Source organism: Luteibacter sp. (genome assembly GCF_036500425.1).
Taxonomy (GTDB): domain Bacteria; phylum Pseudomonadota; class Gammaproteobacteria; order Xanthomonadales; family Rhodanobacteraceae; genus Luteibacter.
Genome location: NZ_DASYCB010000033.1, coordinates 1 through 16,683 on the forward strand (window position 1 = coordinate 1; position 16,683 = coordinate 16,683).

The 16,683-nt window shown below is 64.9% G+C and carries 8 protein-coding genes and 1 riboswitch; of the genes, 3 read left to right on the forward strand and 5 right to left on the reverse strand.

Annotation, left to right across the window (positions count from 1 at the left end; translation table 11 throughout):
* Window positions 1-750: 750 nt before the first annotated feature.
* Complete coding sequence (locus tag VGN46_RS08195; RefSeq protein WP_331642569.1) at window positions 751-3,762, reverse strand: TonB-dependent receptor; 3,012 nt, start codon at window positions 3,760-3,762, stop codon at window positions 751-753.
* A gap of 250 nt (window positions 3,763-4,012) precedes the next feature.
* Window positions 4,013-4,243: riboswitch (cobalamin riboswitch) on the forward strand.
* Window positions 4,244-4,387: 144 nt separating this feature from the next.
* Here VGN46_RS08195 and VGN46_RS08200 point away from each other — a divergent pair.
* Together VGN46_RS08200 and VGN46_RS08205 are read left to right on the forward strand one after the other, a co-directional pair.
* Entirely contained in the window at window positions 4,388-6,280 is a 1,893-nt protein-coding gene (locus VGN46_RS08200; protein ID WP_331642571.1) for a TonB-dependent receptor domain-containing protein, read from the forward strand.
* Window positions 6,281-6,526: 246 nt separating this feature from the next.
* Window positions 6,527-9,682 (forward strand): efflux RND transporter permease subunit, encoded by a 3,156-nt coding sequence (locus VGN46_RS08205; protein ID WP_331642573.1) that lies wholly within the window; start codon window positions 6,527-6,529, stop codon window positions 9,680-9,682.
* Between the two features lie 18 nt (window positions 9,683-9,700).
* On the opposite strand, the gene VGN46_RS08210 is transcribed toward VGN46_RS08205, so the two are convergent.
* The 3 genes from VGN46_RS08210 to VGN46_RS08220 form a co-directional block, all read right to left on the reverse strand.
* Window positions 9,701-10,258 (reverse strand): DUF2239 family protein, encoded by a 558-nt coding sequence (locus tag VGN46_RS08210; RefSeq protein ID WP_331642575.1) that lies wholly within the window; start codon window positions 10,256-10,258, stop codon window positions 9,701-9,703.
* Between the two features lie 83 nt (window positions 10,259-10,341).
* On the reverse strand, window positions 10,342-11,118 hold the full coding sequence (locus tag VGN46_RS08215; protein ID WP_331642577.1) for a class III extradiol ring-cleavage dioxygenase: 777 nt from the start codon (window positions 11,116-11,118) through the stop codon (window positions 10,342-10,344).
* A gap of 85 nt (window positions 11,119-11,203) precedes the next feature.
* Entirely contained in the window at window positions 11,204-14,149 is a 2,946-nt protein-coding gene (locus VGN46_RS08220; RefSeq protein WP_331642579.1) for a putative bifunctional diguanylate cyclase/phosphodiesterase, read from the reverse strand.
* 278 nt (window positions 14,150-14,427) lie between these two features.
* Between VGN46_RS08220 and VGN46_RS08225 the strand changes: the two genes are divergently transcribed.
* A complete protein-coding gene (locus VGN46_RS08225) occupies window positions 14,428-14,961 on the forward strand; it encodes an acyloxyacyl hydrolase (RefSeq protein WP_331642581.1) in 534 nt (177 codons plus the stop codon).
* Between the two features lie 188 nt (window positions 14,962-15,149).
* Here VGN46_RS08225 and VGN46_RS08230 read toward each other — a convergent pair whose 3' ends face one another.
* Window positions 15,150-16,676 carry a DHA2 family efflux MFS transporter permease subunit gene (locus VGN46_RS08230; RefSeq protein WP_331642583.1) on the reverse strand — a complete coding sequence of 509 codons (1,527 nt, stop codon included), beginning with the start codon at window positions 16,674-16,676 and terminating at the stop codon, window positions 15,150-15,152.
* Between the last annotated feature and the right edge of the window lie 7 nt (window positions 16,677-16,683).

The window sequence follows — 16,683 nt, forward strand, 5'->3', positions numbered from 1 at the left end:
GGCCGGCGTCACCGCGTCGTTGGCGATCGCGCGCAAGCGCGCTCCTACACGAGATCTGCGGTGACCTGGATGGGGCTCCTGTAGGAGCGCGCTTGCGCGCGATGGGTGCTCGCGACACCGTTAGATGCTGCCGTCGTGGGAGCTGACCCTGTCGGTGACGCCGCCCCAGACCCTGAACATCGAGGCGCAAGCTGTCGTCCATAGGGTGGACTCCCACGAAGCGAGCTCGCCCAGCCGGTTACCTCAGTGCTGAAGAGAGCTCTCGGTGCCCACCCTCGAGGCGAGTTCCGCAGGCGAGGCGGACGGGCGGGAAATGGCCCACAGGGGATTGGCCATGGATGGCCAATCCTTTACGACGAGACAGGGACGTCTCGTCGTAAAGCCCCCGCACGGCTGCCGGTTCGCGGCCGTAGGCCAATAAGTACATGGCCCCGGAGGGGCATCCTTGTCGAACGTTGAGGACCTGTCTGAGCAGCGAGGGTGGGCACCGAGGGCTCTCCGGCGACCACGTCCGAGCGCCGACGCGATGGCAAAGCCGAGCCCGCCCAAAGCGAAGCCGAAGGCGAGCCCGACCGATGAAGACACGCATTCGCGCCAGCGAATGAACCGATCACGACGCGCGAGGCAGCCGACAACCTTGGAAATGCGCGAAGAACCACAAAAAAGGCCGGCGCTCCGCGCCGGCCAGATCAGGGGAGTTTGCGTGGTGCCCGCGGATACATCGTCCGCGGGCACCCTTGGTTCCCGCCTTTAGAGCGAGAAGTCGTAACGCACGCCCAGGCGCAGGTAGCGCGGGCTCTGGTACGCGATGGCACGCTGGTAGTTGATGCTCTGCACCGGCACGCCGTTGCGGATGGCGCCGGTTTCACCCACGTCCACCTGCGCAACCTTGCGCTGTGCGCCCGTCACGTTGAACACCGTGGCGGTGAACGCCAGCGGCTGCTTCTCGCCGCCCCACATCGGGCGGTACTCGCCGTTGAGGTCCAGGTTCCAGGTGTACGGCAGGCGACCCTGCGAGCCACGCGGCGCCGGCTTCAGGCCACACTCGAAGTACGAGGCACCGTAGTCGATCGCGTCGACCGGATCTACGCCGATGCAGTTCTTCGGACGACCCGTGGCCACGGCCAGGTTCGCACCGATGAGGAACTCCGGCGAGACCTGCCAGTAACCGTACGCCTTGAGCTGGTGGGTGCGGTCGTTCGGCAGCGGACCATTGGTGTACTGCATGATTTCCGGCGCATCCCAATCCTGGGTGACCGACGGATCGAGCTGGCCGATATCCGACTTCAGCTGGCCTTCCGAGTTGCCGTAGCTGCGCGAGAACGTGTAATCGATGCGGCCGTACCAGTCGTCCGCGAAGTGGTGCTCGAGGTACAGGTCCAGCGAGTAGTAGCTGCGCTTCAGGGCCGGGAACTTCACGCCGGCGGGCGAGGTGAAATCATCCTTGGTGATGTTGAACGGCACGTAGTTACCGCCGCCCGTGTCCACCAGGAACGTGTTCGACTCACCCGGGTTGAACAGGTAGCAGCCCGGCAGCGAGGCATTGCTGATGTCAATGTTGTGCGCGGCGGCATAGGCCTCGAACGGACGCGAATCGCAGAAGTCGTCGATCGAGCTCTTCAGCTTGCGGTACGTGGCCTTGGCGCCGAAGCTCCAGTTCTCGCCGAGCGCCTTGTCGAAGCCGAGGATGTACTCATCCTGGTAGTAGGCCTTGATGTCCTTCGCGGCCACGGTCTTCGGATCGAGCGGCGTACCGTCTTCGCCGTTGAGGTAGCGACGGCCGCCGAGCTGCGTGACGCCGGTCGGCTCGCCGTTCGGGCCGACGCCGGTGTACGAGTAGTACTCGCTGTAGTACGTGGATGCCGACGCGCCGCGAATGGCGACGTTGGACGGGATGGCAAGGTGGTAACGACCCGCGTTGGCGTACACCTTGAACGAGGAATCACCGAACACGTCCCAGGTGGCACCGATGCGCGGCGCCAGCTGGTGGCGTTGCTTCACGTAGGTGTCGCCATCGCCATTGATGTTCTTGAACTGCTCGTTGCGCAGGCCGAGGTACAGCATGAAGCGATCGGTCGCCTGCCAGTGGTCTTCGATGTACTGCGCTTCCTGCTCGGTCTTGACGCTGGCACCGGTCTGGAACAGGCGCTTTTCGACGAAGTAATCGTCGCCCGGCGGCGGCACGATGTCCGGACGGTTCGGGACTTCACCCGCATCCTGGTAGACCCAGCGGTAGCCGCCCTCGTACACGTTGCCGGCGGTCGACTTCAGCGTCTGGTTATCGACACCGACGCGCAGGTCGTGGTCGCCAATGCGGTATTCCACGTCGAAACGGTAGCCATGGGTTTCGTCCTTGGCACCCTTGCCCAGCACCGTGCCATTGACCAGGCCGCAACCCGTGATCGGCGTCGACACCGAACGGCTGTCTGTGATCCACGGGCAGTTGGGGTTGGAAGCGTAGGAGAGATCGCGCTCGTGCACGGTCTTGCTGTGGCCGTACAGCGCGGTAACGGTCAGGTCATCGGTGATGTAACCGGTGTACTTGCCGATATACACATCGCCGCCCGGTGCCGAACCCGGGCCCGCGTCGAAGTTCTTCAGGTTGTCCGTGCCGATATAACCGGCACGCGTACCCGACGCGTAGTCGTACTTGTAGACGCTGCGCTCGGTGTTGGTCTTATCGCCCAGGCCCGTGACTTCGAGCAGGTTGCTGTCGTTGATGTTCCAGTCGATCTTGGCCATCCACTTGGTGGCTTTGTTCTCCTGGTAGGTCTTCTGCGGCGCGGTCGCTACGCTGGTGGCGCGGCTATCCGAGCGGGTGAAATCACCTGCGGCGTACAGGAACAGCTTGTCCTTGATCAGCGGGCCGCTGATGTAGCCGGTGTACTGCGTATCAGTGGACTTGTTGTTTTCGCGGGTCTGGTACAGCGTGCCGTTCTGGCGGTAGATGTTGCGCGGATTCTGGCGCGCACCCGACGGCTGGATGTAGAAGCCGACGCCACCCTTCCACTCGTTACCGCCGCGCTTGGTGACGATGTTGATCACGCCACCGGTGGAGCGGCCGTACTCGGCGCCGTAGCCGCCGGTGAAGATCTGCTGCTGGTCGATCGCGTCATAAGGCAGGCTGGTGAAGCCCAGGCCGGTCAGCGCGTTGGTCACGGCATAACCGTTGATGTAGTACTGGTTTTCCGAAGCGGACGAACCACCGAACGAGGCGACATTGCCATAGCGGCTATCACCGGCGATGACGCCCGGTGCGAGCAGGGCGGCGGCGGTGACATCACGTGCCAGCGGCAGCTTCTGCAGCTGCTCGGAGGTGAGCACGGTACGCGAGTCGACCTGCGACACGTCGATGGCGGGCAGGGCATTGCCGACCACCTGCACACCTTCGAGGTTCTGCGCATCGGCGGTCGAGGCCGCGGCGGCACCGGCGAACGAGACGTCGACGCCGCCCAGGCTGACCTGGACGTTATCGCGCGTTTCGGCAACGTTACCGGCGCGCTCCACGCTGACCTTATAACGGCCCACCGGCAATGAGCTGGCACGGTAGCGGCCGTCGGCATCGACGCCCACGTCGCGGGCGAGACCGGTATCGAGATTCTGGAGGTGGATCGTGGCGCCTTCCGGCTGCGCGACGCGGCCGAAAATGGTGCCGGAGGCATTGGACTGGGCGAAAGCCGCGCCACTGGCGAGGCTTAGCGAAACTGCGGCACAGAGGCTCAACCGGCGCAGGGCGCCGTGTCGCTGGGTGGAACGCTGCATTGTGTGTCTCCCCGAAAAAACAGCAAACAGGCCGATCCGCGAAGCAACCGGGACCGAGCCCACCGTGACCGCTGCCCCGGTTTCAGCCCTTTGCCCGCCGCTCCCACGGCAGAAAAGGAAAGAAACCGCCCCCGTCTCGCAGGAAATTGCGCACGCGGCAGTCGTTTCGGTTGTAATCGATTTATTTTGCGATCGTCAAGTGTTTGTTAACTTCCGGTAGCTATTCCGTGCCGTGGCTCGAGCTTCCGGGCTAAACTAAAGAGGTTCGGGTGTCCGCCCTGGTCTGGTGCCAGGGGGATTAAACGGGAAGCCGGTGCGCCACGTCGTGGCAAGGCCGGCACTGCCCCCGCAACGGTAAGCCGCAAGGGCGCAAGCCCCGTCCAGTCCGGTATAACGCCACTGCCCACGGGTGGGAAGGCGCCGGTGGATCCCTTCGTGGGGTGCTGCAAGTCCGGAGACCGGCCCGAGAACCCCCTCGCAGGAAACTGCGGGGCGGTCCTGTTTCGGACGATTCGCGGCGGGCGGATCCGGACAGCCTCGTGGCCTACCGCCCGCGCGCCGTTCGCTACTCCCGTGACCGTCCTTTTTTAAGAGTCGCCGTAGATCGGCCGAGGACGCTCCACACATGAAAAAGACCCTGCTCGCGACGGCCCTGCTGTCCACGATCACCCTGGCGCACGCCGCCGACGCCCCTGAGACGCTACCGTCGGTGGTCGTCACCGCGAACCGCGCGGCCACCCCGCTGGACGAGGTGCTCGCCCCGGTCACCATCATCACCCGCGATGACATCGAGCGGCTTCAGCCGACCAGCGTGCAAGACCTGCTCACCGGCCTGCCCGGCGTCGTCATGGCGAACACCGGTGGCCTCGGCCAGCAGACCTCGATGTTCATGCGCGGAACGAACTCGTCGCACACCCTGGTGCTGATCGATGGCGTGCGCGTGGGCACCGTCGGTGCCGGCCTGCCGGCTTACGAGCAGATCCCGGTCGAGCAGATCGACCACATCGAAGTGGTGCGCGGGCCGCGTTCGACCCTGTACGGCTCGGATGCGATCGGCGGTGTCATCCAGATCTTCACCCGCCACGGCCAGGCCGGCGAAGCACCGACCCCTTCGGTGTCGGTCACCGGTGGCAGCCATGGCTACACGGCCGGCCAGGTCGGCCTGTCCGGTGGCACCACCCACGGCTGGTACAACGCCAGCCTGGGCGGCCAGTACACCGCGGGCATCAACGCCTGCCGTATCGGCGCGGGCACCGCATTCAAGGGTTGCTTCACCGACGAGCCGGACCACGATGCCTACCGCACCTATAACGGCGCGCTCTCGGGCGGGTATCGCTGGGACGATGGCACCGAACTCACCGGCAGCTGGCTGCGCAGCAAGGGCACGATCGAATACGACGGCGATTTCCAGAACCTCACCCGCCGCTCGCAGCAGGTGGCCGGCGGCAAGCTGAGCTTCGACGCCATGGCCGACTGGCGCATGTCGGTGAGCCTGGGCCAGAACCAGGACCGCGCGGATAACTACCTCAACGGTTCGGAAAAGACCTGGTACGACGCCGACTTCAACCCGCATCTCGGCGCTGACAAGGAACGCGTTGGCTACCTGTACTCGAAGCGCAACCAGGCGGCCTGGCAGAACGATGTCACCCTGGCGCCGGGCCAGACCCTTAGCGCCGGTGTCGACTACCAGCAGGAGAAGCTGGCCAGCGATACGGATTACCTGAAGACGACCCGTAACAACACGGGCGTGTTCGCCCTGTACCAGGGCATCTTCGGCCCCCATGAAATCCAGCTCTCGGCGCGCCACGACCACAACACCCAGTTCGGCAACCACAACACGGGCTCGGCGGCGTACGGCTTCCGCTTCGACAACGGTATGCGGATCACCGCGTCGTACGGCACGGCGTTCCACGCGCCGACCTTCAATGACGAGTACTACCCGTATGGCGCGCCGGTCGCGCTGAAGCCCGAGAAGTCGCGCACCGCCGAGATTGGCCTGAGCGGCGCCCCGGGTATCTGGACCTGGGCGGTGAACGCCTACCAGACCAAGGTCGACGACCTGATCGGCTTCGACGCCAACTTCCTGCCGATCAATGTCAGCGAAGCGCGCCTGCGCGGCCTCGAGGGCCAGCTGGGTGCCGACGTGGATGGCTGGCACGTGCGTGCCTACGCCACCCTGCAGCAGCCGCTGAACCGCGATAGCGGCCCGAACGACGACAACCTGCTGGCGCGCCGCCCGCGCCGCACCGGCCGTGTGGACCTCGACAAGGACCTCGGCGCGTTCACCCTGGGTGGTTCCGTGTACGCCGCGGGCTACAGCTACGACGACGCGGCCAACACCACCCGCCTCGGCGGCTATGCCACGGCCGACCTGCGCGCCACCTGGCACCTGGATAGCGCGTGGAGCCTGCAGGGCCGCGTGGCCAACCTCGCCGACAAGCACTACGAGACGGCGGCGTACTACAACCAGCTCGGCCGCACGTACTACATGACCGTACGCTTCGCTCCGGCTCGGTAACCCCTGACGCACCAGTAGGAGCGCGCTTGCGCGCGATGGACGTTGCCGCGAGCACCCATCGCGCGCAAGCGCACTCCTACTGGTGGGGTTGCCGCAAGCGCGCCCCCACAGGTCGTGGTGGAATACCTGTTTAAACAGGATTCCCGTGCCTTTCGGCAGGGGGCTGACGGGTGGCACAGGCGACACGAGAGGGGTTGACGGCATAAAGTGCGCGGCGCGGGGCGTCCCGCTGTCACAGGATGTGTCGTGAATTTCTTTGCTCCTTTCATCCGTCGACCCAGGGGAACGTCGCTGCTCGCGGCGGGACTCACGCTGGCCGGCGCACTGGCTTACATGCTGCTCGGCGTCGCCGCGCTGCCCTCGATCGAAGTGCCGGCGGTCTTCATCCAGGCACAGATGCCGGGTGCCAACGCGCAGACGATGGCCAACACCATCATCGCGCCGCTGGAGCGCCACCTGGGGCAAATCCCCGGCGTGGACCAGATGTACTCGAACAGCACGGAAGGCGCGGGCTTTGTGCGCATCCGCTTCACGATGGACCGTTCGACCGATGCCGCCGCGCGCGATGTGCAGGCGGCGATCAATGCCTCGGTCGCCGATCTCCCCCCGGGCATGCCGACCCCCCCGCAGTACTTCAAGTTCGATACGGGGCAGATCCCCGTGTTGCTCGTCTCGTTTACCTCGAAGACGATGCCGGCGGACAAACTCTTTGATGTCGTCGATACGTTGATCCGGCCCACGGTCTCGCAGATCAACGGCGTCGCCCGCGTGCAGGTGTTTGGTGGCACGCCGCACGCGGTGCGCGTCGAGCTGGATACCAATGCGCTGGCCTCGAAGGGCCTGACCGCGAACGACGTCTCCAACGCGTTGCAGGCGGCTAACGTCAATTCCCCGCAGGGCCTGCTTTCCGATGGCCATTCGCAGATGACCGTCATTGCCAACGACGGCCTGCGCGATGCCGACCAGTTCGCGCGGATCCTGATCGCGATGCGCAACGGCGTGCCCGTGCGCCTGTCGGATATCGCCACGGTGACGAGTGGCCAGCAGGATATCTTCCAGAAGGCGTGGTTCCAGGGCGAACGCTCGGTGACCATGCAGATCAGCAAGCGTCCCGAAGCCAACTCGATCGAAACCGCCAACGCGATCCGCGCAGCCCTGCCGCGCTTCCGCGCCATGCTGCCGGCCGATGCCGTCGTCACGCCCATCTTTGATCTCACCCAGACCACGCAGTCCGCCCTTCACGAGGTGAAGGTCGCCCTGATGATTTCCATCGTGATGGTCTGCCTGGTCATGCTGGTGTTCCTGCGCAGGCTCGGCCCCACGCTGATCGCGACGCTGAGCGTACCGCTGTCGCTGGCTGGCGCGTTTGTCGTGATGTGGACCCTGGGCTACACGCTGAACACCATGTCGCTAATGGCGCTGGTGCTGTGTATCGGCTTCGTCGTGGACGATGCGATCGTGGTGATCGAGAACATCGTCCGCCATATGGAGAGCGGCACGGAGCCCATGCCGGCGTCGCTCGAGGGCGTACGCGAGATCGGCTTTACCGTCATCTCCATCACCATCTCGCTGGTGGCCGTGTTCGCGCCGTTATTGTTCGGCAACAATATGATCACCAAGCTGCTGCGCGAGTTCTCGGTGACCCTGGCCGCGGCGGTGCTGATTTCCGCCATCGTCTCACTGACGCTCACGCCCGCATTGTGTGCGCGCTACCTCAAGCACGACGAGCCCGACCGCGTGCCGGGGCGCCTCGAGAAGGCCATGGAGCGTTTCGACCGGGGCTTCTTGCGCATGTACGAGCGCGGGCTCGACTGGGCGATGCGCCACCGCCGGATCATGCGCTGGCAGCCTTTGACCCTGCTGATCGCGACGTTCCTGCTCGCCATGGCCGTGGTGAAGACGGCGGGTGGCAACTTCATGCCGGATGAAGACACCGGCATGATGCAGGCCGAGATCAATGCGGACGCGAACATCTCGCCGGATGAGATGACCCGGCGCCTGAGGCATGTCGCGGAGATCATGCAGAAGGATCCGGCCGTGGCGGATGTCAGCGCGATCCTGGGCGGCGATAACGGCGGTGCGGTGGGCAGCAACGGCATCATGTTCATCGACCTGAAGCCCAAGGGCAGCGGCCCCGGCGAGCGCAAGGAGTCGATCAAGGAAATCATGGACCGGATGGGCAAGGAGTACGAAAAGATCTCCGATGTCCAGGTGTTCCTCAACCCGGTGCAGTTCCTCGGTGGCGGTGGCGGCAACAGCAACCGCGGCCAGTATTCGTTCCAGCTGATCAGTACCGGCGGCGAAAGCCTCGAACCGTGGACGCTGAAGCTCGTGCAGATCATGCGCGGGATGAAGGAATTCCGCGACGTCGGCAGCGATTTCGATACGGTCGGCAAACAACAGATGCTCAAGGTCGATCGCGACGCGGCCAGCCGCCTGCAGATTGGCATGGGCATGGTCGATACCGCGCTGTACAACGCGTTCGGCCAGCGCCAGGTGTCGATCATCTATTCGGACATTAACCAGTACTGGGTGGTGCTTACCTCCGCGGCTGCGCAGTCGCTGTCGCCGGAGGCTCTGCTTAACACCTATGTGAAGAACAGCGTCGGCAACATGGTGCCGTTATCGGCTGTGGCGCATATCGCACCGATCAGTACACCCAGCGCCGTAACTCACCAGAACCAGCTGGAATCGGCCGATGTCACCTACAACCTCGCGCCAAAGATCACTCCGGACAAGGGCAACACACTGGTCGAGCAGGCCGTGGCAAGGCTGAACCTCCCGGAAGGCGTGCGGATGGATTTCACCGGCGCCAACCAGCGTCTGAAAGATGCGCAGTCGAACGGCATGGTGTTGCTGATCGGCGCGATCCTCGCGGTCTACATCGTGCTGGGCATCCTTTACGAGAGCCTGGGCCACCCGCTCACGATTCTTTCGACGTTGCCGGCCGCCGGTGCGGGTGCGTTCCTGGCCATGCTCGTCACGCAAACCCAGCTCACGTTGATGGCGATCATCGCGGTGCTGCTGCTGATCGGCATCGTGAAGAAGAACGCGATCCTCATGGTGGATTTCGCGCTCACGGCGCAACGCGAGAAGGGCATGTCACCGGTGGAGGCGATCCGCCAGGCGGCGCTGGTACGTTTCCGCCCGATCACGATGACAACGCTGGTCGCGATGGGTGCAGCGCTGCCGCTGGCTATCGGCTTCGGCGTGGGCTCGGAGATGCGCCGTCCGCTGGGTATCGCGATCGTCGGCGGCTTGCTGGTGTCACAGCTGCTCACGCTGCTGAGCACCCCGGCGATCTACCTGTGGAACCACGATCGCAAGGAACGCAAGGCGCGCCGCAAGCTCAAGCGCCGTTACAAGGTTTGGTTGAAGCTGCGTAAAGCGCGTCTTGCCTGATTGACCGTGACGTGATCGCTAAAACACCGCCGCAGCCAACCCACGCACGTAATCACGGATGTCCTCCGGCCACGCCTGGGTCAGCGTATGGAAGCGTTCTGCTTCACGCCGGTGAAACGCGCGCGAGGCTTCCTCATAGCCGGCAAGGTTGCCCGCCAGCGCCAGCATGACCCGGTCCACGACCTCGCTGGCCTCGCGGGCGCGGTCGGCATCGGCGTTGTCGCGGCTGGCGTTTTCCACCAGGCGTCGTAGTGCGACCGACGCGCCGCCGGGCTGGGTGGCAAGCCACTCCCAGTGCCGCGGCAGCAAGGTCACTTCGCGAGCCACGACGCCTAGCTTCGGCCGCCCGGGACCACGCCGCGCCGGCGATGCGTCGGTCGCGGGCAAACGCGCCAGCACGTCATGGGTGGTGCCGCGGTAATCCACATCCACCGGGCGACCCGTGCTGTCGTCGTAGATGATCGGGCTCGCGTTGGGCTCGCCATCCAGGAGCGCCTTGCAGCGCTCGGCCACCATGGCCAGCGAGCCCGTGGCTACGCGATGGGTCGCGTCGAATGCGGTGTAATTCACAGGCATGGGGTCTTCCTCTCAGCGGGACCCGTCAAATATTACCCGGTAAAAACTATTCGTCAATAGTGCCCGGGTAAAACCCGGCCTGCTTAGTGGATACCCCAGGCATAGCAATCCATCGACAGCACGCCATAGGTTACCCCGCCGTCGATAGCCAACGGCTTGTCGTCCCCTGCTGCGGCGGCCGCCACCAGCAAGGGAAGGTAATGCTCGTCCGTAGGGTGGGCACGCAAGGCCGAGGGGGCGTGGTTGCGGTAGTCACGCAAGGCCTCGGTGTCACCGGCCAGCACGGCCGTGCGCGCCCATGCCGCGAAGGCCCTGGCGTAGTCCTCGGCATCTCGGGTTACCCGCGCCTCGCGCAGGTTATGGGTGAGACTGCCCGAGCCCACCACGGCCACGCCACGGTCGCGCAACGGGGCCAGCGCCCGGCCCAGGCGTAGCGCGGCATCGACATCGAGGTTGTGCGGCATGGACACCTGCAGCACCGGCGTGTCGGCGTTCGGGCGCAGGTAGCGCAAAGGCACCCACGCGCCATGGTCGAGCCCGCGCTCGCCATCGACCAGGGCGGTGAAGCCATGTTCGATCAGCAGCCCCGCGGTTTCGGCGGCAAGCGCCGGCTGGCCTGGCGCCGGGTAGCTCAAGCTATAGAGCTCCGGCGCGAAGCCGCCAAAGTCATGGATGGTGGTCGGCCGGGGCGCGCCCATGACGCGCACGCCGCAGGTCTGCCAATGGGGCGAGACCACGACGATCGCCGTGGCGCTGGCCAGCCGTTCGCCCAGCGCCGTGAGCTGGCTGCCAAGCAGGCCGGGGTCCAGCGCGAAAGTCGGAGCGCCGTGCGAGACGAAGAGGGCGGGTGCGCGTTGCATGACGGTGGGCCTGGATGGGTGGGGATACCACCCAATGTAGGCATCGCGGCCCCGCGGATAAATCACCGCCGGGCGAACGGATTGTTCAGCGAATGAGCGCGGGTTCCCGGCGCAGCTCGGCCAGCGGGACGGGCCGCGAGAACAGGAAGCCCTGCATGGCGATGCAACCTTCGCGCTCCAACCATTCGCGCTGGCTCTGGGTCTCGACGCCCTCGGCGACCACCTGCAGGTTCAGGCTGCGGGCCAGGAAGATAATGGAGCGACAGATCGAGGCATCCGCCGTGTCCTCGAGCAGCGTGGTGGTGAAGTGCCGGTCCACCTTCATCTTGTCGAGTGGCAGGCGCGACAGGTAGGTGAGGTTCGAGTAGCCGGTACCGAAGTCATCCAGCGCGATGCTCACGCCCATCGCGCGCAGCTCGTGCAGCGTGCGAATGGCGCGCTCCGGCTCGTTCATGAACGCGCTCTCGGTCAACTCGAGTTCCAGTGCGGACGCGCTTGCGCCCGTTTCGCGCAAGGCCTGCCGCACTTCGGCGACGAGGTCCGCGTGGGCGAGCTGCTGGGCGGAAATGTTCACCGCGATACGGCAGCCGTCACCCAGCGCCTCGACCACACGGCGCTGCTGGCGGCAGGCTTCGCGCAACACCCACTGGCCGATCGACACGATCGCGCCGGTTTCTTCGAGCAGTGGAATGAGCTGGTCAGGCCATGCCAGGTCGCCTGGCGCGGTCGGCCAGCGCAGCAGGGCTTCCACGCCTATGGCCTTGCCGGTGAGGCTATCGTGCTGGGTCTGCCAGGCCAGGGCCAACTCCTGGTCCAGGCTGGCCGGCGCGAGGCGGCTGATGACGGTGAGCCGCGCCATGGCCGTGGCGTGCATGTCGGCGGAGTAGCGCTTCCATGTATGCCGGCCCGAACGCTTGGCATCGTACATCGCGGTATCGGCGTTGCGGATCAGCGTATCCGCGTCGGCACCGTCACGCGTCGCAAAGGCCACGCCGATGCTGCATTTCAGCCGCTGCACGGTGCCCCCGACTTCCAGCGGTTCTTCGATCGCGCGCTGAATCCGCGGCAGCACATCGAGCGCCTTTGCGGGTGGTCCATTGAACGGCAGCATCGCCACGAACTCATCGCCACCGAAGCGGCCGACGTGGCCGAGGCCGTCAAGCACATCGCCGAGCTTCAATGTGACATCGCGCAACACCTGGTCGCCCAGCGCGTGACCCAGCGCGTCGTTGATGAACTTGAAGTGGTCCAGGTCGATGAACAACACCATCAGGCCACTGTCATCGCGGATGCACTCTTGCACCATGCCATCGAGTTGCTCGCGCAACGCGCGGCGGTTCGGCAGGCCAGTCAGTTCGTCGTGGGTGGCCTGGTGGTTCAGGCGCTCTTCGTAGCGGCGTTGCTCGGTCACGTCCCGCACGATCACCAGCGTGCCGCGACCGCGTGAATCTTTATAGTCGGCTAGCGCGAGCTCGGCCTCGAAGGGCATGCCCCGCATGGGCTCCAGCCAGGCGGTAACACCGGCATTTTCCGCGCTGCCCGCGCGAATCGCCGCCAGCGCGTCGCTATCCATGACCTGGGCCGCGCTGCGCCCGGTGAGGCCCTGCCCCACCATGCCGAGCCGCTCTTCGGCTAGCGGGTTGGCAAAGTCGATCACGTCGTCGCGTACCACCAGCAAGGGCAGCGGCAAGCGCGCAAGCAGCTTCCGGTAGGCGGCTTCACTGGCGGCCAGGTCACGATCGGATTCGCGTAGGCGCTGCCGGGTCTCGTGCAACGCGGTAATCTCGCTGATCGTACCGGCAAGAACCGTCGCGCCGGCTTCGTTGGTGATCCGCGCGGCGCGCAGGTTCACCCGCACTTCGCTGCCATCCGGGCGGCATAGCCGGTGCTCGATCTCGTAAGGACCATCGCCGTCGGTGAAACGATCGAGCCACGCCACGACAGCGATCTGGTCATCCGGGTGTACCAGCTTGTAGTACGTACCGAGACGCCCACCCATGCGTTCGAGCGGGAGCCCGGTAATCTCGTGGACGTGACCCGACCACAGGATGCTGCGCGAGCGCAGGTCGGCTTCCCACAGGCCAATGTGGCCGCTGCGCTGCACATCGCCCAGATGGCGTGCGCTGCGGGTCAGGGCTTCAAGCAGGGTGCCCTGGTTGCGATACGCGCGCCCCAGCCACGCGGCCAGGCCATTGAGTATCAGCAGGAGCACCAGCGTCGCGAGCACGGTGGCTTGCGCCTGGCGGAGCCACTCCGCACGGATGGCGGTTCGATCCACGCCGATTCGCACGAGCAGCGGATAGGTAACCGACGCCGACCACGCATAGGTGTAGTCACCTTCATCGTAAGCGCCGCTTGCCCCCGGAGCCATGCCACGCATCGTCCAGCGCTGGTCGGTGGCATCACGGTTGCTCGCAAAAAATTGCCCATCGGTAGAGAACACGCTGAGCACCGCCGTGGAGCTGAGCATGGAATGACGCAACATCTCGCTGGCGCGCTCGCCATCGATCCGCGCGCCGAACGCGGCCGGCTCGGCGACACGCGAATCCACAAGCACGCGCACGGTCGGGCCAACGCCCTGATGAGCCGCTGAGACGCTCACCCGCACACTGGCGCCCAGGGCCGCGTGGCGTGGCGCATCGAGCGTGGGGCGCCAATCGGCGGGACGCGGCGGCCGGGAATAGCCGATGACATCGCCGGCGTCGTTCAACGCCACCAGGTTCGCCAGTTCGGGATGCCGTGCCTGGACTTCGCCTAGCGCGGTATCGAGCGGACCTGGGTCCGCGCTGGTCACGCCGTTGCGCAGGGCCAGCAAGGGCCCAAGACTGGAATCGATGTCCTGGTCCAGCGCACGGATCACGCCGGACGCGGCCCCGGCGATCTGTCGGCGGCTGGACCCGATCATGCGTTGGTAGGCGTCAAGCTGCAGGCGGGCCACGATGGCGACCACCCCCACGGAAAGGGCCGCGGCGGCCAGCCACAGCGCCAGCCGGATCCGGCGCGCGCGCAGCTTGGTCGATCCTTTATCCACCGCCCCTGTCACGTCCGTATTGCCCCGGCTAGCTGTTTGATGGTTCCGCCCCGGCGAAACCCATGAGCTTTATCGGCCAGGCCGACCTGCGCTTGAGATGACACCGTTGAGACACGTCGCTGCAATCCTGCGCTTTATCGGCAGAAATATGCTTTGCCTACCCCCTTTTTTCACGCCTGTTCAACACCATTTACCGAACGATTGAGTTTTGAAATTAGCTTCGCACGTCTCGATCCCGATCCGCACACAAACGTCCCACCATAAGGACCAGTTCCCCGATGCGCTCGTCCCGCGTAGCCCTTGGCGTCATCGCCGCCCTCTCCCTTTCCGTCGCAGCTCTCCCTGCCACCGCCGAGACTCACATCGAAGTCCAGGGTGGCCGCAGCTACATGGACAGCCACCCCACGGATGCGTTCTTCATCGAGTCCGTCTTTAACGCCTACCAGATCGGCGCCAGCCGCTTCACCTGGTCGCCGGATGTCTCGATCGGCTACATCAACGGCCGCAACGTGGGCCGCTACGCCGATTCCCACCCCGGCGTGAACAACAACGTGTGGATCGGCGCCGCCGGTGCCCGCCTGCATTACGGCGTGGATGGCGACTGGTACCACCCGTTCTTCTTCAGCTTCCAGCTGGCCGGTACCGTCGGCGGCCGCACCCAGGCCCTGTCCTCTCCTTACGAGTTCGTCAGCACGCTGGGCTGGCAGTGGAAGAACTTCAGCTTCCAGGTCCGCCACATCTCGAACGGCAGCTTCAAGGAGCCGAACCGTGGCGAGACGATGGCGCTGGTGGGTTTGGGCTTCGATATTTGATGCAAGAAACTACGAAAATTCGTAGGCGCTAACACGAGAAAGCCCGGCATTTTCATGCCGGGCTTTTTTGTTTGTGATGTTGTCGCGGCGTGGATCGCGTGCAAGCGCGCTCCTACACAAGACCTGCGCAAGCTCGTGTAGGAGCGCGCTTGCGCGCGATCAGCCGACAGGGCGACGACGCGGCAACATCAATGCCCCGAAGCCGCCGGCCCCGCCTTGGCCGCAAACGGCGGCTTGGCCAGCCACACCACGAAGATCAGCGCCATGAACACGAAGCCCAGCAGGTAGAACACTTCGTTGAACGAGATCTGGTAAGCCTGCTGCGTGATCAGCTGGTTCACCGAGGCCGCCGCGTACGTACTGTCGCCATGGCCGATCTGGTTCAGTGTCGCCTGTGCGGTCTGGTTGTACGGCGTGATGTTTTCGGCAAGGCGTTCGTGGTGGACGATCGCACGGTGATCCCACAGGAACGTGGTGAGCGAAGCCGCGAAGCTACCGCCCAGCGTACGCAGGAAGGTCGCCAGACCGGAGCCCGCCGCGATTTCGTTCGGTTGCAGGTCCGAGAGCAGGATCGATAGCACCGGCATGAAGAACAATGCGACACCCAGGCCCTGGATCAGCTGCACCATCGCCACATGGAAGAAATCCACCTCCAGATAAAAGTCCGAACGCAGGAAGCAGGTCGCACCCATGACGATGAACGCGCCGGATGCCAGCACACGCAAGTCGAACTTGTGCGCATACCGGCCCACGAACGGCGTGAGGATCACCGGCAGGATGCCCAACGGTGCCGAGGCGAAGCCCGCCCACGTTGAGGTGTAACCCACGTTGCGTTGCAACCACTGCGGAACCAGCAAGCCGATGGCGAAGAACGCCGCGTAGGCCAGCACCAGGCACAACGTGCCCATGCGGAAGTTCCGGTGCCGGAACAGGCGCAGGTTCACGATCGGATCCTTGTCGGTGAGCTCCCAGATCAGGAACACGGCCAGGCCGATGACCGCGACGATCGCGGTGAGGATGATGAAGGGCGAGTTGAACCAGTCTTCGTCATTGCCCTTGTCGAGTACGACCTGCAGCGCGCCCACGCCAATGATCAGCGTGATCAGGCCCACGTAATCGACCTTGGGCCGCTCCGTGACCTCAGGACGCCCCTTCAGCTGGTTCGCCACCACCATGGAAGCGAAGATGCCGATCGGCACGTTGATGAAGAAGATCCACGGCCAGGTGTAGTTATCGGTAATCCAGCCACCGAGGATCGGGCCGGCGATGGGCGCGACCACGGTCACCATCGCCAGCAACGCCAGCGCCATGCCACGTTTCGCGGGTGGATAGATCGAGATCAACAGCGACTGCGTGATCGGATACATCGGCCCTGCGACCGCACCCTGGATGGCGCGGAACAGGATGAGCATGCTCATGCTCTGCGCGGTACCGCACAGGAACGAGGCAAGCGAGAACAGCAGCGTGGCCCAGACGAACAGTTTGGTCTCGCCAAAGCGGCGGGTGAGGAAGCCGGTAAGCGGCAGCGCGATGGCGTTGCTTACCGCGAACGAGGTGATCACCCACGTACTCTGGTTCGAGCTGACGCCGAGGTTGCCCGCGATCGTCGGCAACGACACGTTCGCGATGGTGGTATCAAGCACCTGCATGAACGTGGCGAGCGAGAGGCCGACCGTGGACAAGGCCAGGCTAGGTGGCCGGAATGAGGTGCTCATCGAGCGG